Here is an 18,072-nt window from a genome sequence, read left to right as displayed (position 1 = left end):
AAAAAAGGCTGACTCCATTGTGGAATCAGCCTTTATCCGTTGCATCGATCGTCTCGCTTTCGAGATATCGGTATAACGTACTTTTACTAATACCGGTCTGTTCTCGGATATCAGCGAGCGAATACTCTTTGCTTTGATACATCGCAATCGCGCGGCGGACATTTTCATCGGGTTTCCGCGGTCGACCCGTCTGTTTTCCTTGCTCTTTTGCTTTTGAGAGTCCGGCACGCGTCGACATGCTGATGACATCACTTTGCAACTGGACCAGGTGGCGGGCCGTTTCAAGGAACGACAAAGATGCCCGTTCGCTCGTGCGAATGTGTTCGCGGAGCGACCACAGTGTCGCGCCACGTGTCTCCATTTGTTCGAGCATCTCAATCAAGTGCCGCGTCGAGTCTGCTAGGACGTAGAGATGCGTGACGATGACTTCGTCTCCCGCTTGCAGCGCCTCAAGCATCTGTTCAAGTTCCATTCGGCGTTTGGCCGAATTATGGGTCTCAACGACACGTACCGTCACATCAATCTGATCCGCCTCTGCTTGTTGCGCAGAACAGTCTGGATCATCCGGATAGGGTCTCATATAGAAATATTGCATAAATGGAGCTCCTCTCTGTCGATCACGATCGACGTCAGTTCCTCATCAGTATACCGTATTCTCACCTTCGTGCCGCAGAAAACCAAAAACATGCCTTTCTTCTCATGTTCGGATCGACTAATTTGTGGTAAATTGAGTGGAAGTAAGTTTCTCGGACTCATCCTTATACCATTCATTCTTTTTAAATGAGGTGCTCATCATGAACAAAGAAGATCATCAACTCGCCCGTCAGCTTTTGACGACCTATTTCATCGGCACACAATTGGCGACGGTTCATGTCGCAGGCTACGTCACGCTCGAATTCATCAATTTGTTCGATACGACAGCGCCTGAACTGCGACTTCGGATCGAGACGGACCGTCTATTTTATGGCGATGTCGAGACGACACAGAATTGGGTCGTCCGACATGCGACAAAGGAAGAGATGCTACACTTGATCGTTTCACTGCACGCGGAACGGATCACCGGTGTCCGGATCGGCAAGACGGCACCACATTTATTCTTGACCTTCAGTAACGGACAAACGCTCGTCCTGAATGGATCGGATACATATTACGAATCGTGGGCGATTGATATCGGTCTCGCGCCACACCGAGCCGACGCGACGATCGTTGCCGTACCGGGTGACGAACTAGCCGTCTTCTCCGGGATTGGTGAACAAGTTGAAGACTAAGTGGACACGCATGGAGTGGTGTGATTGGATCATGCCGCTCGTCGCGTCACGTTATCCGGATCATTGTGCCGTCTTACTTGCCGGTAGTCATACGCGAGGACAAGCGACCGTACAATCAGATGTCGATTTAATCATCTTTGAAGCAAGGCGACGGCAGGCATACCGGGAATCGTTTACCTATGACGGTGTCCCGATCGAAGCATTCGTCCATTCCTTTGAGACGATCGCGCATTTTTTCGAGAGTGACCGGGAACGTGGTCGCCCGTCCTTGCAACGCATGATTGCTGACAGCTGGACGATCGAGGATCATCCACATCTTGCCTCTGTCCGCAAGGAAGCCGTTCAACAATTGGCGGATGGACCTGTTGCGTGGTCGAATCCGGAGCAACAACGCGCTCGTTATTTTTTAAGTGACTTGCTCGACGACTTCGAGAGTGTGACGAACCGCGCAGAAGGTCTAGCGATTGCGTCACGTTTATATGAACAGAGCATCGAGTTCGTCCTTCGTGCCAATCAATGCTACATCGGACAAGGGAAGTGGACAATTCGTGCTCTTGCGGAGTTTGACGAAGAGTATGCCAGTCGACACACAATGGCTTTTGAGTTATATTATCAGTCGAATGACCGCCGAGTCGTCATCGCGTTAGTCGACGATTATCTCACACCGTTTGGCGGGCGTTATTTTGACGGCTTTATGCTCGGCAAAAGATAACAAGCATACAAAAAGAGACACGTTTTCGGTCGATGATCCGAAAACGTGTCTCTTTATCGTTCGCTTCTGTTTAACGCCAATGGGACGGACGGAGCAAACGCGGCGGTAACTGTGTCGCCGCGTTGCCGATCGCGGCATTGATTTGTGCTTGTGTCAAAAAGAGCGCGTCTGTCAGATCGGCATCTTTGACGTTACAATCTCGCAGATCAGCCCCGAGAAAGTTGACACCGCACAAACGGCTATTCGACAAGTTCGTCGCTAGCAACCACTGGTTCTGAACGCTGGCACCTGAAAAATCTCGTCCTTGTAGCTGTTTTCCGACCCAGTCGCGTGGTGTCTGGTCGCGTCTTCCGCTATACTGAACTTGAACACGAGAAGCGATCATTTCAAGGAGGGGACGGACGGTTTGACGGATTGACATCAGGTCAAGCCGTGCAAATTGATCCGCCGGTAAGGCAGCGTATCGGGTCAATGCGGCAAGCATCTCATCGAGTTGATTGTGGATGTCACGCGTGACATCACGTTTTCCGTCCGTTACGTACCACATCATCTCAAACAAGTGAACCATCTTCGGGAAGGCAGCATAAATCGCTTGGCGTCGCTTTGGTGCATCATCGCCTTGAAACGTCCGCTGTGACAAATGTTGCCCGGCACCAAAACAATCATAGACGGTACAGCCTTTGTAGCCGCTATCGCGTAACCGGTCATGGATGCGGCAGCTGTAATCCGCGTCAAGATTGCGACACGGTGTCGCTTCCGGTTTATCATGACCGAAATCACTGGATTTCGAAAAAGCGAGTGCCGTACAACATAAACCAAAACAATTTGTACAATCAATTTGGAATGTAGGTTCCATCGTATTCACCTCCACTACTACTATAGCAAGAAAGGAGTCCGGATATGCTGCAATTTCAACTCAATGAAAATGAAGACGGACAAGATTGGATCAGACAACAGGTGCGACGCTATAACGTCGAGACTTCGCCGTTTCATGCCATAAAACGGTCAAATGGAACACAAGCCGTCACTCTGCTTGCGAAGCGAAACGATCAACCGATCGGTGGCATCACAGGAGATGCGTATTGGGACTGGTTACATATTGAATGGTTCTTTGTCGTCAAGGAGGAGCGGGGAAGTGGACTCGGCACGACGTTATTTCATCGATTGGAAACATGGGCACGAGAAGCAGGAATCGACCGAATCCGTGTCGAGACCTTTTCATTTCAAGCGCTCTCGTTTTATGAACGAAAGGGATTCATCGAAGTCGGGCGAATCGATGATTATCCACCGGGTGCTAGCTATCACCTGCTCGTCAAGCAGGTCGACCGATGAAACGCCAACTTCTTTTTATCTTAGTTATTGGATTAGTACTCGGAGCATTGACGGGAATGTACCAGCGTCCAGAGACCCCTTCCTTCACTGCAAAAACGGTCACGAAGTTATATAAACAGATGACGAACACATCGATCGAAGCGCGTGATGTCTACTTCGTCGAACGATTGTCTGAACATTATACCGTCGCATATCTTGAAGCGAAACATGATCGCTTGTTTCTGCTCCTGCAACAAACCGATGAGGCACAACGAATCGATCGAATCATTCGCACCAAGCAGACGACGGAGGCGGATTGGTTCGAGGGACGGTTACTTGCGACACCGGAAGGTCGGTATCTCGTCGCCTACGGCATGAATGGCTCAAAACAAATGAAAACGATTCGGTTCGAGCCGTATAAGATGACGGCTGATGGGGAAGTACCATTACGTCCGATGCAGCGCTCGTTAACCGTCGCGGGTCAGGAACGTTTCCATACCATCCAACCGTTACCGGATGCCTTCCCACATTCGCTCTACTTCGAAATGATCGCGACGCGTATGGATGGAAAAGAGACGATCCAACGCTTGACGTCATGAAGCGAAAACGCATCTGCGTTTTCTATGACCCGTGACTTTTAGTATACTGAAGACGAAAAAGGGGGAAAAGAACATGTGGATCGTCATGAATCAGCTACACGTCGTGAAGGGCGCAGCAGATCAAGTCGCAGCGCGTTTTAAGACGACGAAGGGAATCGAACGGATGGAGGGGTTCCACCGGATGCAAGTCCTCGTCGACATTAGTCAGGAAGAAGAAGACATCGTCACGATCATGACGACATGGTCGAATCAAGCGGCGTTTCATGCATGGCAGGAGAGTCAAGCGTATAAAGGGGTTCACCATAAACGAGATAACGGAACGTCCGAAGTCAAACCGCTCGTGACGTCGAATACCGTCACGGAATATGCGATCGTCGCCGACCATAGCGCTGCAACCGAATAAATACAAGACCCCTTGAGAGGACGTCTCTCAAGGGGTCTTGTCTAGTAAGTTAAAATAGATTGTCTTTCCGTAATCTGGGTATATTCTAACAAACTAGATGAAACGAGGTGGCATCGTATGGTCTATCGTAAACCTGTCGTCTCTAGCCTATCCGTCCTCGGTGGTATGATCCTGCTCTTCGGTTTCTTGACGAGCGGTGGCTTCATTTATCTCTACTTCTTCGTCTTACTGTTTGCTTGCGTCTCCTTCTTACGTGAACCGCTGACACGTAAAGAGTGGTTGCGAGAGGGGATCGCTTTCATCTGCTGGTGTTCCTTGATTTATTTACTGCAACACCTCGTCTTCATGACATAAGTCATTTTTCATACTGCTCGAATAAAGGGAGGATGATGTCACGACCCGTTGCTGATAAGTGGATCGACACGTCACGCTTTGGATCCTTTAAGTAGATGTCAGTCTTTTTGACGCGTTTATCAAGATAGACTTCGTACTGTTGACCAGTCACGCCTTTTCGGAACGTCAAGTATTTCCACTTCGCCCTCTTGCCCCGCACATCAGCCTGTTCACTCGTCTTGATCGCTTTTTTTAATTTTCCGGATTCATCACTTGTCATCATGATCATGTTTTCCCAATCAATATCTTTTTCCGAAAACTGATTTCCTCGATCATCTTCTTCAAAACGGATATGCGAAAACTGTTTTTGATGGAACAGTGTCTCGTTTTGGTTTTCCGCAACGTCGTCGTCTGTTGTTCGATCCGGTCCTTGGAGTTCAGTCGGTTGTTGCATCGTATGGCGAATCGATAATTCGTAGCGGAATTCGCGTCCGTTTTTCTCCGTTGCGATGACCGTTCCATAATGTTCCGGCGTGCCGTCACCCGGAACGAATCGGACCTTTCCTGGTTGTTTCATTGAATGGATCGGGTGTTCCGCACGGCGTCCACCATACAACTGCGGTATACGAACCGAAACGTCGTATGTCGAATCGTATTGCTGATTGTAGACGAGGTAGAGATTGACATCACGGGTGAACGGTGTCAGAGAATTCGCGTATGCGAAAGTCGTCGTCCGTGCATCTTTTTTTGTGACATCCGTTGCCTCGATGACGAGGTAACCTGATCCTGGAAGTTCTAATTTTCGAGCAGAATGGTCTGCGATCTTCTCATCAGGATTGAACCAGTCGTCTTTTTTTAATACAACAGGCTTCATGCTAAAGTTTTTCCGTTGTGGAGTCAGAGTAGTCTTCTTGAAGATGTCTTCTTTCTTTGGTAACGGATAATACCCATCTTTAGACGATGTCTGACAATATAAATACGTCTTTTTCCCAGCTTTCACGTAACGAACGGTTTGACTATCATAATCTTCGAACGGATTCGTCATCATGACGGAATAGATGTTACCGACTGCGTAATTGACGGGTGCATCGCTCGCTTTAGACGCACACGTTTTTTGGATGACGGTTCGCTCTTTAGCTGACAAAGTGCGAGATTCTTTTTCGTTGAATTGCCCTCCATCATACATTTGTGATAAGTAATCCCATTTAAAATTCGGGGCGTCACTTTGACAACCGCTTAATGCGAGCGTCGCTCCAAGTGTTAGTCCGATCCAGTAACGTTTATTCATTGATTGAGCACCTCACTAAGTGCTTCACTTGTCGTACCTGACAGCTTCGCACCTTTCTTTGATCCCGGTTTGACAACATAGATTTCAAGCTTTTTAGCTCGTTTGCGTTCGAATAGTTCGAACGTTTGACTTTTTCCTTTGCGGATCAAGGTCAATTTTTTCTGTTTCAGCTTTGTTCCTTGTGGCTCCATCACATCGGTCTCTTTTAATTCTTGAGCCATTTTTTTTGCTAGTTTATCTGGAATGGCCGAGATGAATTTAAAATCGTTATCGACGAGCTGCTTTGGTGAGTCGTGAATGTAGCCGACATATGTGGTTGGTGATGCATCAAGAAAGCCATATTTGTAATTCTCAGGTTTTTTGTAGGTCTGATTGAGACGCATATATAGCGATGTTTCTTGAACGATTTTGCCTCCTTCTTTCTTCCAAACAGTCGCAAAAGGAACCGTCTGTCCCATTGAAAGCGTAGCAGGAAGTTGCTTTCGCTGGATTTGATATGATTGCCCCATTACATGGTCTTGAATGACGGATGGAATCCCAATACGATCACCACTGGTCATGAGTTCAATCGATGTGTGCTGCAAACCACTATTCGGAATGACACGAAAAGCTAAATTCAATTCGGAACCGACTCGGGACTCTGTCGTCTCGAAGAGTGTTTGTTCTTTATCCTTATTTTTGTCTTTCATGAAGAGAACGAATTGTCCTTCCGGTGGTAAGGACAATTGATACGATGGGAAAAGGTAACGACCAAGTCCTTTCGTGTCTTTACTTTCTTCATTTTCTTGTTTTTGTTGATCCGTCACTTCTTTTGGGACAGGCTTAAAGCGAACGTCTGTCGATTTAGCTTTAAGCGGTTGGTTCGACCAATCGACGAATGGGTAATCACTGCGCTTGATTTGGTGGACCGCATAATCCGCGTGGCGAATCGGCTGACACGCCAAATAGTCCTTTTTTTCGTCTGACAGGAAACGAACGTGTTGGAACTCGCGCCCTTGGACACTCGGAGGTAGGAAGTATAAATCAAATCCTTCGTGTTGCACATATCGATCTGGCAAGCGCATCTTATCTGGTTTTTGCTGACAAACCTTCAACAAAGCCGCCGTTTGTTTTTTCGGGAGATCCGGTATCTCTTGACCATCAAAGGTAGTCGAGATACCGCCCCAGTAATTGGCATCATATGTAAGATCTAAGTATTGTTCTTTTCCGCACCCGGCAAGGAGAACTGCTCCTGCGAGAATACTGGTATGTATATAGCGTCTCATGAAAAACCTCCTCTATACGATTGTCTGTATTTTACCATATTTTCTATAATAGACAGAATTTTCTATAACGTTTCAACATCAAGATGTTTGACATCCATTAACTCGGGAATAATAGAGGCATGCATGGTCAATCTGTTACTATGGGGGTTTTATGGTGGGTACATTCATTCAAGCAGTTGATGGCACGAAGATTTACGTTGAGGATGTCGGTTCGGGTCAACCGATCGTCTTTTTACACGGCTGGCCGGCAAACAACAACATGTTCGAGTACCAAAAGAACCTGCTCGTCGAAGAAGGGTATCGTTACGTCGGAATCGATTATCGTGGTTATGGCAAATCAGATGCACCAGCAACGGGATACGATTATAAGACGATGGCGTCCGATGTCAATGAAGTCATCGAACAGCTGAAATTAGCGAATGTCACGTTGCTTGGCTTCTCGATGGGAGGAGGAATCGCCTTGTCCTATCTCTTGCACTACGGGGATTCAAAAGTCAGTAAGCTCGTTCTTGCGGGAGCTGCGGCACCGGTCTTTACGCAACGCGACGGTTATCCATACGGGATGACAAAAGAAGAAGTCGATGCGTTGATTGCCGACACGAAACAGGATCGTCCGTCGATGCTCAAAGGATTCGGGAAAATCTTCTTTGCGAAGGAGCATCCAGAACCGCTACAACAATGGTTCCATGGTCTTAGCATCGCCGCTTCATCCCACGGAACGATTCAGTCAGCAATCGCATTGCGTGACGAAGACTTACGTGGAAAACTCGAGAACATCAAAGTCGATACGTTGATCATCCACGGTAAAAAAGACCAAGTCTGTCCGTTCGAGTTTGCGGAAGAGATGCAAAAGGAAATCCCACATGCGCGACTCGAAGTCTTCGAAGAGAGTGGACACGGGATGTTACTTGACGAACAAGAGAAGTTCAACGAGACATTACTGACGTACGTTAAAGGAAATCAAACCGTCTAATTTAATAAGCCATGGACACGCGTCCATGGCTTATTTTTGTGTACAGAAAAAGCGTGCGCCGGCGCACGCTTTTAAGAGCGATACTTCCGCATGAACCGTTGATCGATCCAGCGCTTCAGGTACCAACCGAACGGGTGAGTCGAATAATGACGACCATATAGGGAAACCGCATGACGCGGTCCCATCGATAAAATCGTCAAATAGTTCGTTTGCGGACGATAGATTTGCAGTGCTTCTTCCTGGAGGTATCGTAAAAGGTTCGTAAGCAAAATTGGCGCTTGTCGGACAGCCGTGACACCATTCTTCGGAATGTCGGGGTAGGCGACGAGGGTCGCCGCGTCACCCGCAGCAAACAAGCTTGGATGATCGAGCGCTTGTAACTGTTCATTGACGAGTAAAAATCCGTTTTCCGTGAAGAGATTGCTGTCTGCAAACAATGCCGGAGCTTTGGCACCCGTCAAGCGGACGATTGCATCTGACTCGATTGGTGGGTGTTGCTTAAAGCGGAGTGGTAGTTCGTCATCTATAGGACGTTCCCTGATCCAGTACACTCCGAGTTCTTTTAACCGTCTCGTAATGGCTTCCGCTGCCGGATGACGAGAAAGGATATCTCGATCCGTGATCAATGTGATCGGTACACCCGCCGCTTTCAAGGACGCCGCCATCTCGACGGCAGCTGGTCCGCTCCCAATCACGACCGGACGCTTTGCTTGTTGCAGTCGCTTTAATGTATCCGGTAACCGGTAGTTCGGTTTAATCGATAATCGCGTCGTATCTTCCGACCAGTCGAATGAACCGATATTCGTTGAGACGACGTCATAGGTGTAACGTCTGCCGGATGCACCGAAGACGACCTTTTCAACAGGGTCGACTTTGATGACGGTCTCCTTGATGAATGGTTTATCATAGGCACGACATAAGGCGGCGACGTCAATACGCATCTCATCCATGTCGTATGTTCCGTCAGCAAGTCCAGAGTACATGCCCGAGTAATATTGGTACGTCGAGGCGTTCAGGACCAGCCACTCGACGTCTTCTGTTGGTCCGTGTGTAATGCAATGCAGGTGAGCGTGACCTGCACCAATCAAGAGGATACGTTTCATGTCGTTCTCCTTCAATCTGTCTTGCTAGAGTGTACCCGTATACGGGTGGCGGTAATCATAGCCAAAAGACAAGACTAATGAATAGGAGGATGACCACGAGATAAATAATATCCTGACGCTGAACGACCGGTACCTCGTAATACGTTCGCTCTGCTGAAAAGTGACGGGCTTCGAGAGCAATCGCCATCCGTTCTGCCCGCTGGATCGACCGTGAGAAGAGCGGTAAGCCAATTGAAAGAAATCCATCACCAGGAAAGCGACTGTGCACATTGCGAATCATCCGGACTTGCCGCAAAACGCGGACTTCTTCGACCAGTTGCGGCAGAAAGCGAATCCCGGCAAGGAATCCGTAAGCAAAGCGGGGCGATAACTTCGCCTGATGGATCAAGCTCATTACGAAACGGGTCGCATCGGTCGTCGTGACGAAAGCGAGGCTCAAGCAGACGAACGTGGCCATCCGCAAGGCAAGTAACCAGCCGTGCGTGACGCTTTCCGACGTGACATGAAACCAACCGAACGACCAAAGAGTATTCGTTCCTTTGCCGAAAGCCGCCATCATCCAGAACGTCAATAAGAATAATAGACTATACGGCGCAAGTCGCTTCAAGAAATCAAAAGGACCCCATCCGGAGAGGAGTAGCAGTGCGATAGCAAAACTCAGGAATACTAACGTTTTGACCCAGTCATTCGTTGCAATCAAGGCAAACATGATCAAAAACAATCCGCTTCCCTTAATGACGGGATTGAGTTCAGCGAACGGGGACACGTTCGTTTGCATCACGTTTCACCTCCTGGAATTGGTACGAAAGTGGACGTTGTAGCTGACAGCGCTCGAGTAATGGAACGTCAGCGAATAACTCGCTTGGGCGACCGTCAAAAGCAATCCGTCCTTGCTCCATGACGAGGACACGATCCGCATACCGGGCGACGAGCTCCATATCATGCGTCGCCATGACGAGTGTCGTACCGTTCTGTTGTTCCATCTGTAACTGTTCCATTAAGCGTCGTGTCGTCAATCCATCTTGTCCGAAGGTCGGTTCATCGAGCAACAACAAGTCTTTCGTTTGTCCGAGCATCGTTGCGACGCTGAGCCGTCGTTGTTGCCCCGTACTAAGAGCAAGTGGTGACTGCTGTTTGACAGATGTCAGTTCCAGCCGTTCAAGCAACGCCGCGCGCTTAACATTCGTCGCTGCCCGGTGACTCCAGTCGATTTCCGCTTCGACCGTCAGCTTAAGAAACTGCAGATCCGGTTGTTGAAAGACATAGCCGACGTGCTCATAAAAGCGACGCCGGGAGTAACGATGAACCGGACGCCCCTGGAGCTGATACGTTCCACGATTGGGAAGCAACCGCCCGAGTGTCGCAAGCAATGTACTTTTCCCGGATCCATTTGCCCCGAGCAGCATCACCCATTCTCCTGTCTGCATGGAAAATGTCGCATCGGTCAATGGATATGGTGCTTTCGTCGATAATGCAGCGACGTGTAACAAAGAGCTCCCAGCTGTAGCGACAGCGGAAGGCACCTGAAGTCGCGCCGCTTGCGGTCCATCTATGGGTAACGTCTCTAAGGTATACGGATACAAAGAGGGAACGGCAATACCTTTCGTTTGAAGCTCTTTGTAATCCTGCGGGAACAGATCCCGTGGATCCGCCGTCGCAGTAATCGATCCGTCCTCAAGTAAGACGACTTGGTCGACGTACGGCAAACAGACATCAAGTTGGTGTTCGATCAAGACGATCGTTAAATCGTGTTCTTTTTGAATCCGAAAAATCAACGCCATCAGCTCATGTTGTCCGATTGGATCAATCTGAGCCGTTGGTTCATCGAGTAATAAGATCGTCGGCTCAAGTGCTAGGACCGCTGCGAGCGCGAGACGCTGTTTCATTCCTCCGGATAGACTCGCGATTGGTGTCGAGAAGGGGAGAGGGAGACCGACGAGTGCGAGTAAGCGTTCAATTCGTTCATCCATCTCCACGCGTGGAATCGAGCGATTTTCTAAACTAAAAGCGATTTCCCGTCCGATCGTCTCCATACAAAACTGTTCTTCTGGATTTTGGAACAGCACTCCGACCGAACCAGAGCGGGTAACAGTTCCAGTCTGTTCGACTTCAATCGTTTCCGGTGTCAGTCCGGCAAGGGCATGAAGTAATGTCGTCTTGCCACTCCCACTGCGACCAAGCAAAAGGGTCGTCCCGTACTCGATCGTCAGCGATACATGATCGAGCACCGATTTTATCTGACCCGGATAGCGGATGCTGAGGTCGTCGACAGTAATCATGCGACGTTCCGTTTCGCTCGTCCTGCCGCAAACCCGTTCAAGACACCGGTCGCAACAAGGCGACGGACGAGAATCGCTGCAAGCAAGCCACCGAGTAATGCGCCGCTGATCAATTGTAAGCCAGTTGTCGCAAGCAACGTCGTCGTTGTGTAGTAACCGAATCCGTTCGCGATTAGACTATAGACGATGCTACCAATCGCGGCTCCGACACCCGATAACATCAAGGTCCATGTGTCATAACGACGGTAACGCGTCATTGCGAAGACGAGTTCCGCACCAAGTCCTTGGCAGACTCCGATCAGAAGAGCGGATAAACCAAAATGACTTCCCGTGAACAGTTCGACGGCTGCCGCGACGACTTCCGCAATTAAAGCGGCACCTGGCTTTTGAATGATTGCTGCGACGAGCGGACTCGCAATGATCCAGATACCAAACATCCAGTTGGCACCGACAGGTCCGAAGATCGCTGAGATCGGTAACCAGAGTGTTGACCAACCGAGATAGATGACGCCGCAAGCGACGGCTAGCATCATCATGACCATGATTTCTTTCATTTTCCAGTGTTGCATCAGATACGTCCTCCTTTGAATGGGGGAGACGCCAAAAAAGACCGCCCTCCGTAAAAAAGAGAGCGGTCCTCAGAAAAACTGCGCGCAGCAGGAGTCATTGGATGTGATCGCTCCACTTTCCTACGCTAGTATGAACTAGATCAGGTTCGAAGGGTCCGAAGTGAATCGTCTCAGCCAATTGGGCTCCCCTAGTGGATATGGTAATAGGTGATACGCTGTTCACTTTAGGCAATCTAGCGCCTGTTGTCAAGACACAAAAAAACGATACGCAACAAAGGGCGTATCGTTAAACGACTTATTTGTTGTCTTCGTTTTCTTCAGCTGTTTCTTCTGAAGACGCTTCTGTTGCTTCCGCTTCGTTGTCTTCGCCAGCTTCTGCTTGTGCCTCTGCTTCCTCGATTTCTTCAAGATCCTGCTCGAGTGTCGATTCGACGACAGCTGCGACTTGAATGTCGCCTTCTGTAACGATGCGGAAATCTTTTTGTTCTGGAAGATCGGCTACAGAAATCGAATCGCCGATTTCGAGGTTCGTGACGTCGACTTCGACGTTCTCTGGTAATTTATCTGGCGTTGCAGCGACTGTTACTTTAAAGAGTGTTTGTGATAGGAAACCGCCAACTTTTGCACCGGCTGCTTCCCCAACGAGTACAACGTCTGCTTCGACTTCTGTTTCTTCATCCATTTTAACGGCGATGAATTCAACGTGATCGACAGTTGGTGTGAAGACATCCATATCACGGCGATTGATCAAGACGTTAATATTTTTACCGTCGAGTTTGAGTGAAATCAAGACGTTCTCACCGTTTTCTCGGACGATTTTAAGCAATTCTTTTTCTTCAAATGCGATTGGTGTACTTTCCACTTTGTAACCATACACGACGCCAAGAGCTTTTCCTTCATGACGCAATTGTTTACGGAGTGAGCGTGGACGTACCTCGCGTTTTTCGGCTGTTAAATTAACTGACATGTTCATTTCCCCCTTGAATTTGGTATAGCCCTCAAAAGGTAATGAATGTAGGAGCAGGACGAATCCTGAACAATATGAATCATGCTAAGACAATCGGTTTCAGACTCTCATGAGTCTGACGCTTTCGTGACTTTGCATTTCTCTCCCAGGTCATTACGCTGATATTGAGAAACATGTGTGAATAAGTCACCGGTTTGATGCGGTGCTAATGAGTTTATACCCCTATGTTTTAAATCCATAAACCTCTTTTTTATCTTTTTGAAGTCGAAAGACCTCCAAACCGCTTGAAATCAAGGGTTGAGAGGTCTTTCGTTTTTTTCATTCTTTATGATGATTCGTTGATTTTCACGAACTAAAACACGAACGAGACGTTCAATTTGCCGCATCGTCGTCTGTCCCATCGTCGAAATTTGAAGCCACTGATTGTAAACGAGATAGTCGCTTTCGTACTGGACGTGATACCCCTGAATGCGCAGAGCGTCGCCTAAATCAGTTGCGAACGGATGAACGATCGTCAGTATTCCCGGCGCTTGTGCTTCCTGTTGTGCGAGCAGTTGGAATCCAGTTGCGCGGACGGCTTGTTCGAGATAGGTCATCTTGATTGCTGCTTGATTAAGATCGAGGGCATCAAGCGCTGCCTGACAGGCAAGCAACAGGTTCGACGAGCCGGAAAAGGCAACCCCTTCCGCATAGAGTCCTAAATCCAGATAACGGGGAATACAGAGAGAAGGTAGGACGCGATCTGCGTGACCAATGAACGCAAGACCCGGTAAACCACCAATCGCTTTCCCGGAAACAGTCGTGACGAAAGTGCAGCCATCGTATGAGAAATGTCCGGTTCCAACAGCGCTGATCGCATCGACGACGAGTGCGGTTCGTTGATCTAACAGCACTTTTACTGCATCAAGATCATAGAGAACACCCGTTGACGTCTCACAATGCGTCAACCAAATCCAGTTGTATGCCGTTTGCCTCAATTGATGAGCGAGTTGCTCCAAATCGATCGGGTGACCGGAGGGAAGCGTATGGATATCAAAAGACTTGCCGGCACGTACCGCATGGTCAATCAAGCGTTGACCGAACTCGCCACCGTTCAGGATCAATCCATGTCCAGTGAGTTGTTGCGCGACAATATCATTGGCGAGCGTACCGCTGCCGACGGCCATCGAGACATGTGGCAAATCCAGCAACTGACACATTCGGCCACGTAAATCTTGATCGAGCTGACGCATCGAGGCCGTCCGGTGTGGACGCGGTGCTTGTTGCGCCGCTTGACGGACCGTCGGCGCAACCTCGACCGGACCGGCTAGAAAATGCAGGGGACGTAAGACATCCGCGATGACGGATCGTTCGTATGTTGCGCGCGACAACAACATCGGTACAAACTGGGCGTCACCACTACCAAGCGTCGCTGCAATCGGTGTGAAGCCGAACCGCGCGTATAGTTTTGCTTCTCGCGTCGTACCACTGATATAGACATGATCAATCGTCTCCCGCTCGAGGTAGACCATTAGAAAGCGCATCAATTGCATGAACGTACGACTATTGCGGTATTCGGGACGAACGCTAAGTAAGCGGATTTCTGCTGGATCCGTCAGTGTCTCGTCTAGCGTCACGCCCTTTTCCTCAAGCGAAAAGGGACGATGCTTTCGAATGGCGATCATCGCGACGAGTCGATCGTCTTCCTTACCGATCAAGTAAGTGTTCTGATCATGGAATCGATCAATTCGTTTCCGTTCGATGTTCGGTTGATGTTGTGGAATCTCTTCTGTGAATGTGAGGTAGTTCAATTCATGGATTGCTTCCGCGTCGTCCGCAGTTGCAATGGAAAAGTCGATCATGGAGACGTCCTCCTTATGTAATGGCTGGCTTGTGGAGTGCATCATGAGCCCACAGGACAAGTAGACTTACGGCAACGGTACACAAGATATTGACTGACCCTGCGTCTAAGAAGACGGGTAGTAACGGAAGTAAAACGACCGGAATAAGCCCCGCTTTGACACTATCTTTCGTTACGAGATAAGACAAACCGAGTATGCCTAATCCGGCAAGATATGCCCACGGCGTGATAGAGAAGACGATTCCGGAAAATACAGCGTACCCTTTACCGCCGCGTCGTGGGTGAAACAACGGAAACAAGTGACCGATGAGCACGGTGAGGGCGACCGGATAAAACATGTCTGTGATCTGTAGTGCAAGGACCGTCTTCGCGGCATCAAACAGATAAACGAATACAAAAGCCGGAAGCCCACCGGCACGATGGGCATTGCGGGCACCGATGTTTCCGGAACCAACCTGAGCCAAATCGGTACGACTGACGTACTTCCAGAGCGTACCACCTAAAATACTACCGATGAGATAACCAAGCAGGAGATCAAGGATCACCGTTGTTCCTCCTTTGTTTCTACGAGATGTACGAGTTCTTTGACGGTCAAGGCGTCACTGTCTGGAGCTGTCAGGACGGCATCGACCATTTTGGCTTTTCGATCTTGTAATTCGGTCATCTTCTCTTCGATCGTTCCGCGTGTCAGCAATTTAATGACGGTCACGTCGGATTGTTGTCCAAGGCGATGGGCGCGATCGGCTGCCTGTTGTTCAACAGCCGGATTCCACCAGCTGTCAAACAGGATGACGGTATCAGCAGTTGCGAGATTCAGTCCCGTTCCGCCGGCTTTAAGCGAAATCAAGAAGAGATCGACTTCACCGTCATTGAACCGGTCGCATAACGCGACCCGCTCTTCGAGCGGTGTCTCACCCGTCAATAGGAAATGGGGGAGGTGACGTTGCGCGAGATCTGAGCGAATGCGCTCGAGCATTTGCGTATACTGCGAGAAGATCAAGATCCGTTTTCCGGCTGCCCGTTTTTCTGCAATCAGTGAGAGCAGACGCGTTCGTTTCGTTGCTTCCCCTGTGTACCCTTCGACGAATAATCCCGGATCGTTGCAAATTTGCCGCAACCGCGTTAAGCCCGCCAGTAACTTCAAACGATCTTCACGTTTCGTTTCGTCTAAATGTTGCAACGTCTCGAGTTGCAATTTGGCGAGATACGACGCATATAACCGTTTTTGATTCGGTCCAAGCTCGACATAATGATGCTCGATCTGCTTCTTTGGTAAGTCCTGTAAGACATCTTTTTTCTCACGCCGTAATAAAAATGGTTGAATGAATTGTTGCATGTCATCAAACGACCATTTCTCAAACGTCGCTAAATCCGGCAGTAATTCCGGAAACAAGACATGGAAAATCGACCAGATGTCGCGCGGTCGATTCTCAAGTGGAGTTCCCGTCAAGGCGAACCGGCGTTTTGCTTGCAGATGTCGTAGTTGACTGACCGTTTGTGACTGCGGATTCTTCAAGTGCTGTGCTTCATCAAAGAAGACGACGTCATATACGGGGTGGCGACGGACGTCGGTCCGAAGCGTCGTGTAGGAGACGATCGTCACTGTGTTTTCAGCCAAGTACTTCAGTTCGGAAAGTCGGCTAGTTTGAGATCCCGTCACGACATGAACCGGTCGACCGGGTAAAAAGCGCTTCAGTTCCGCCTCCCAGTTGCGGAGCAGTGATGCCGGTGCGACGATCAGTGCACGACTATCCGAAATCGTTGCTACATAACCAATCGCTTGAATTGTCTTTCCAAGCCCCATCTCATCGGCCAAGATGCCGTGACATCCGTGCGCGTCCAAATTCTTCAGAAATTGAATGCCCGTCCGTTGATACGGATAGAGTCGTGACTCTAACGAATTCGGCAAGTTGAGCCGGAATCCTTGTCCGGATTTCAATTCGATCCATTTCTCGAGCAAATCGGCATGGAGATGCAGGATGGAGGCACCGATCAGATGCTTCATGTTCCGGACGGCAGGTAAGACGAGTCGCCCGTCGCGTAAGTCGCGTTCACTTGCTTCCATCTGGGCGAGAACCCGTTGCAACTGCTGAAAGGCCCGTGCCTCTAAAGATACGAACTGTCCGGATTTCAAGCGGTGATAGCGTTTTTGTAAGACAAGCGACTTCAGGACACGTTTCAGCTCGTCTTCCGGAATTCCGTCCATCGAAAAGTTGAACACAAGCCAGTCGAGGCGGTCTGTCACGTCGACTTCGATCCGCGGATGAAATGGTCCTTTTGGTAACGTCGTTCGGATGGCTTGCGTTGCAAATAACTCTAGTTGACCAAGCGCAACCCGTTCGTCAAGCAGACTCCGCAAAAAAGCATACTGCGCGGCGTCACTGGTGATGACATAGTGCGAATTCGATGGTGTTGCTTGGAATTCACGTAAATAGCGTAAGACACTTTGCTCCGTTACTTGATCCCGTCCAGCATAAATCGTCTCGTCGAGTGGATTCAGCTGAATCCCTTGATAATCAAACGACACGCGGACTTCGACTTCCCGCGCCGTTCGATCGAGATGGAGCTTAACGATCGGCGTAACGGAAACGATCCGTTCCTGTAAATCTGGACTGAACGAAACATCCGCAACCCGCTGCAAATACTCCGTCTGTCTAAGCAAACGATCGAAATAGGGCAGGGACAGTTGATGCTGCTGTTTATCCGTCAATCGGTTGAGCGTCACGACGGGTCCGGTCAGTTCGAAATGGATCGCCACCCGACGATCAGGTGTGAGACTGCGTAAATAGTTGCGCGCGCCTGCGTCGTCGACTTGAATCGCCGAGAACGGACGAATCTGTGGTGAGAGCAGTGTTGGTGTGCCGTGTGCCTGTACATGATGCATCGCCAGCAAAACAGCGACGATATGTCCACAAAATGACGTATCCATCGCAAGCGACGGACAATTACAGCCAGCGTCGACGCCGTGCGCCTTGACGCGGACCGTCACCGTGAATCGTTCCTCGCCGTCGACGCTCGCTTCAATCAGCTCGTCACCCATCCGGTAATTGTGTAACGTGACCTTTCGGGCAGCGACATACTTCTTTCCCCGTCGAAAGGCATAGGCATCAGACATCTGTTTGATTTTGCGTTCACTGAGCCCGTAATTCATGAAATCCCTCC

At 49.3% G+C, this 18,072-nt stretch carries 19 protein-coding genes and 1 riboswitch; of the genes, 7 read left to right on the top strand and 12 right to left on the bottom strand.

Annotation, left to right across the window (positions count from 1 at the left end; genetic code table 11):
* Positions 1–25: 25 nt before the first annotated feature.
* The gene (locus tag HZS85_RS04895; protein WP_214853883.1) at positions 26–595 is read right to left on the bottom strand and encodes a recombinase family protein; all 570 of its coding nucleotides are present in this window, start codon (positions 593–595) and stop codon (positions 26–28) included.
* A gap of 199 nt (positions 596–794) precedes the next feature.
* Between HZS85_RS04895 and HZS85_RS04890 the strand changes: the two genes are divergently transcribed.
* Positions 795–1,268 carry a hypothetical protein gene (locus HZS85_RS04890; protein WP_035407879.1) on the top strand — a complete coding sequence of 158 codons (474 nt, stop codon included), beginning with the start codon at positions 795–797 and terminating at the stop codon, positions 1,266–1,268.
* 10 nt (positions 1,269–1,278) lie between these two features.
* Entirely contained in the window at positions 1,279–1,980 is a 702-nt protein-coding gene (locus tag HZS85_RS04885) for a nucleotidyltransferase domain-containing protein (RefSeq protein ID WP_214853880.1), read from the top strand.
* A gap of 70 nt (positions 1,981–2,050) precedes the next feature.
* Here HZS85_RS04885 and HZS85_RS04880 read toward each other — a convergent pair whose 3' ends face one another.
* Entirely contained in the window at positions 2,051–2,836 is a 786-nt protein-coding gene (locus HZS85_RS04880; RefSeq protein WP_214853877.1) for a pentapeptide repeat-containing protein, read from the bottom strand.
* A gap of 44 nt (positions 2,837–2,880) precedes the next feature.
* Between HZS85_RS04880 and HZS85_RS04875 the strand changes: the two genes are divergently transcribed.
* The 4 genes from HZS85_RS04875 (at position 2,881) to HZS85_RS04860 (ending at position 4,647) form a co-directional block, all read left to right on the top strand.
* The gene (locus HZS85_RS04875) at positions 2,881–3,312 is read left to right on the top strand and encodes a GNAT family N-acetyltransferase (protein WP_214853874.1); all 432 of its coding nucleotides are present in this window, start codon (positions 2,881–2,883) and stop codon (positions 3,310–3,312) included.
* Complete coding sequence (locus HZS85_RS04870) at positions 3,309–3,890, top strand: hypothetical protein (protein WP_214853871.1); 582 nt, start codon at positions 3,309–3,311, stop codon at positions 3,888–3,890. Before HZS85_RS04875 ends, HZS85_RS04870 begins: the two co-directional genes overlap by 4 nt.
* A gap of 73 nt (positions 3,891–3,963) precedes the next feature.
* Entirely contained in the window at positions 3,964–4,293 is a 330-nt protein-coding gene (locus HZS85_RS04865; protein WP_035407890.1) for an antibiotic biosynthesis monooxygenase, read from the top strand.
* Positions 4,294–4,410: 117 nt separating this feature from the next.
* Positions 4,411–4,647, top strand: a complete 237-nt coding sequence (locus tag HZS85_RS04860; protein ID WP_214853868.1) for a hypothetical protein — start codon at positions 4,411–4,413, stop codon at positions 4,645–4,647.
* A 1-nt stretch (position 4,648) separates the two neighbouring features.
* Here the strand turns inward: HZS85_RS04860 and HZS85_RS04855 are convergent, their stop codons facing one another.
* Both HZS85_RS04855 and HZS85_RS04850 read right to left on the bottom strand, forming a co-directional pair.
* Positions 4,649–5,914 (bottom strand): hypothetical protein, encoded by a 1,266-nt coding sequence (locus HZS85_RS04855; RefSeq protein ID WP_214853855.1) that lies wholly within the window; start codon positions 5,912–5,914, stop codon positions 4,649–4,651.
* Positions 5,911–7,179, bottom strand: a complete 1,269-nt coding sequence (locus tag HZS85_RS04850; protein WP_214853853.1) for a hypothetical protein — start codon at positions 7,177–7,179, stop codon at positions 5,911–5,913. The genes HZS85_RS04855 and HZS85_RS04850 overlap by 4 nt, the downstream gene beginning before the upstream one ends.
* 154 nt (positions 7,180–7,333) lie before the next feature.
* Here HZS85_RS04850 and HZS85_RS04845 point away from each other — a divergent pair, with 154 nt between their 5' ends.
* Positions 7,334–8,152, top strand: coding sequence for an alpha/beta fold hydrolase (locus HZS85_RS04845; RefSeq protein WP_214853850.1), 819 nt, complete (start codon positions 7,334–7,336; stop codon positions 8,150–8,152).
* A 71-nt stretch (positions 8,153–8,223) separates the two neighbouring features.
* Here the strand turns inward: HZS85_RS04845 and HZS85_RS04840 are convergent, their stop codons facing one another.
* From HZS85_RS04840 to HZS85_RS04805, 8 genes are all read right to left on the bottom strand, one after another.
* Positions 8,224–9,255: an NAD(P)/FAD-dependent oxidoreductase gene (locus HZS85_RS04840; RefSeq protein WP_214853847.1), complete on the bottom strand. Its 1,032-nt coding sequence runs from the start codon at positions 9,253–9,255 to the stop codon at positions 8,224–8,226.
* Positions 9,256–9,310: 55 nt separating this feature from the next.
* Positions 9,311–10,033 (bottom strand): energy-coupling factor transporter transmembrane component T family protein, encoded by a 723-nt coding sequence (locus tag HZS85_RS04835; RefSeq protein WP_214853844.1) that lies wholly within the window; start codon positions 10,031–10,033, stop codon positions 9,311–9,313.
* Positions 10,005–11,534, bottom strand: a complete 1,530-nt coding sequence (locus HZS85_RS04830; protein ID WP_251137844.1) for an ABC transporter ATP-binding protein — start codon at positions 11,532–11,534, stop codon at positions 10,005–10,007. The genes HZS85_RS04835 and HZS85_RS04830 overlap by 29 nt, the downstream gene beginning before the upstream one ends.
* Positions 11,531–12,103 carry an ECF transporter S component gene (locus tag HZS85_RS04825; RefSeq protein WP_214853841.1) on the bottom strand — a complete coding sequence of 191 codons (573 nt, stop codon included), beginning with the start codon at positions 12,101–12,103 and terminating at the stop codon, positions 11,531–11,533. The genes HZS85_RS04830 and HZS85_RS04825 overlap by 4 nt, the downstream gene beginning before the upstream one ends.
* A 100-nt stretch (positions 12,104–12,203) precedes the next feature.
* A riboswitch (TPP riboswitch) is annotated at positions 12,204–12,303 on the bottom strand.
* 95 nt (positions 12,304–12,398) lie between these two features.
* Positions 12,399–13,070: a 50S ribosomal protein L25/general stress protein Ctc gene (locus HZS85_RS04820; protein ID WP_214728666.1), complete on the bottom strand. Its 672-nt coding sequence runs from the start codon at positions 13,068–13,070 to the stop codon at positions 12,399–12,401.
* A 290-nt stretch (positions 13,071–13,360) separates the two neighbouring features.
* Positions 13,361–14,911 carry a GNAT family N-acetyltransferase gene (locus HZS85_RS04815; protein ID WP_214853838.1) on the bottom strand — a complete coding sequence of 517 codons (1,551 nt, stop codon included), beginning with the start codon at positions 14,909–14,911 and terminating at the stop codon, positions 13,361–13,363.
* A 13-nt stretch (positions 14,912–14,924) separates the two neighbouring features.
* Entirely contained in the window at positions 14,925–15,455 is a 531-nt protein-coding gene (locus HZS85_RS04810) for a glycerol-3-phosphate acyltransferase (protein ID WP_214853836.1), read from the bottom strand.
* On the bottom strand, positions 15,452–18,061 hold the full coding sequence (locus HZS85_RS04805) for a DEAD/DEAH box helicase (RefSeq protein WP_214853833.1): 2,610 nt from the start codon (positions 18,059–18,061) through the stop codon (positions 15,452–15,454). Before HZS85_RS04805 ends, HZS85_RS04810 begins: the two co-directional genes overlap by 4 nt.
* Positions 18,062–18,072: the final 11 nt, after the last annotated feature.

Source organism: Exiguobacterium sp. s130 (assembly GCF_018619055.1).
Lineage (GTDB): Bacteria > Bacillota > Bacilli > Exiguobacteriales > Exiguobacteriaceae > Exiguobacterium_A.
Note: the sequence above shows the minus strand (reverse complement) of the source record. Positions and strands in the feature narration are given on the sequence as shown.

Coding starts and splice junctions, on each gene's coding strand:
- HZS85_RS04895 (WP_214853883.1), bottom strand. CDS start 595: ATGCAATATTTCTATATGAGACCCTATCCGGATGATCCAGACTGTTCT.
- HZS85_RS04890 (WP_035407879.1), top strand. CDS start 795: ATGAACAAAGAAGATCATCAACTCGCCCGTCAGCTTTTGACGACCTAT.
- HZS85_RS04885 (WP_214853880.1), top strand. CDS start 1,279: ATGGAGTGGTGTGATTGGATCATGCCGCTCGTCGCGTCACGTTATCCG.
- HZS85_RS04880 (WP_214853877.1), bottom strand. CDS start 2,836: ATGGAACCTACATTCCAAATTGATTGTACAAATTGTTTTGGTTTATGT.
- HZS85_RS04875 (WP_214853874.1), top strand. CDS start 2,881: ATGCTGCAATTTCAACTCAATGAAAATGAAGACGGACAAGATTGGATC.
- HZS85_RS04870 (WP_214853871.1), top strand. CDS start 3,309: ATGAAACGCCAACTTCTTTTTATCTTAGTTATTGGATTAGTACTCGGA.
- HZS85_RS04865 (WP_035407890.1), top strand. CDS start 3,964: ATGTGGATCGTCATGAATCAGCTACACGTCGTGAAGGGCGCAGCAGAT.
- HZS85_RS04860 (WP_214853868.1), top strand. CDS start 4,411: ATGGTCTATCGTAAACCTGTCGTCTCTAGCCTATCCGTCCTCGGTGGT.
- HZS85_RS04855 (WP_214853855.1), bottom strand. CDS start 5,914: ATGAATAAACGTTACTGGATCGGACTAACACTTGGAGCGACGCTCGCA.
- HZS85_RS04850 (WP_214853853.1), bottom strand. CDS start 7,179: ATGAGACGCTATATACATACCAGTATTCTCGCAGGAGCAGTTCTCCTT.
- HZS85_RS04840 (WP_214853847.1), bottom strand. CDS start 9,255: ATGAAACGTATCCTCTTGATTGGTGCAGGTCACGCTCACCTGCATTGC.
- HZS85_RS04835 (WP_214853844.1), bottom strand. CDS start 10,033: ATGCAAACGAACGTGTCCCCGTTCGCTGAACTCAATCCCGTCATTAAG.
- HZS85_RS04830 (WP_251137844.1), bottom strand. CDS start 11,534: ATGATTACTGTCGACGACCTCAGCATCCGCTATCCGGGTCAGATAAAA.
- HZS85_RS04825 (WP_214853841.1), bottom strand. CDS start 12,103: ATGCAACACTGGAAAATGAAAGAAATCATGGTCATGATGATGCTAGCC.
- HZS85_RS04820 (WP_214728666.1), bottom strand. CDS start 13,070: ATGTCAGTTAATTTAACAGCCGAAAAACGCGAGGTACGTCCACGCTCA.
- HZS85_RS04815 (WP_214853838.1), bottom strand. CDS start 14,911: ATGATCGACTTTTCCATTGCAACTGCGGACGACGCGGAAGCAATCCAT.
- HZS85_RS04805 (WP_214853833.1), bottom strand. CDS start 18,061: ATGAATTACGGGCTCAGTGAACGCAAAATCAAACAGATGTCTGATGCC.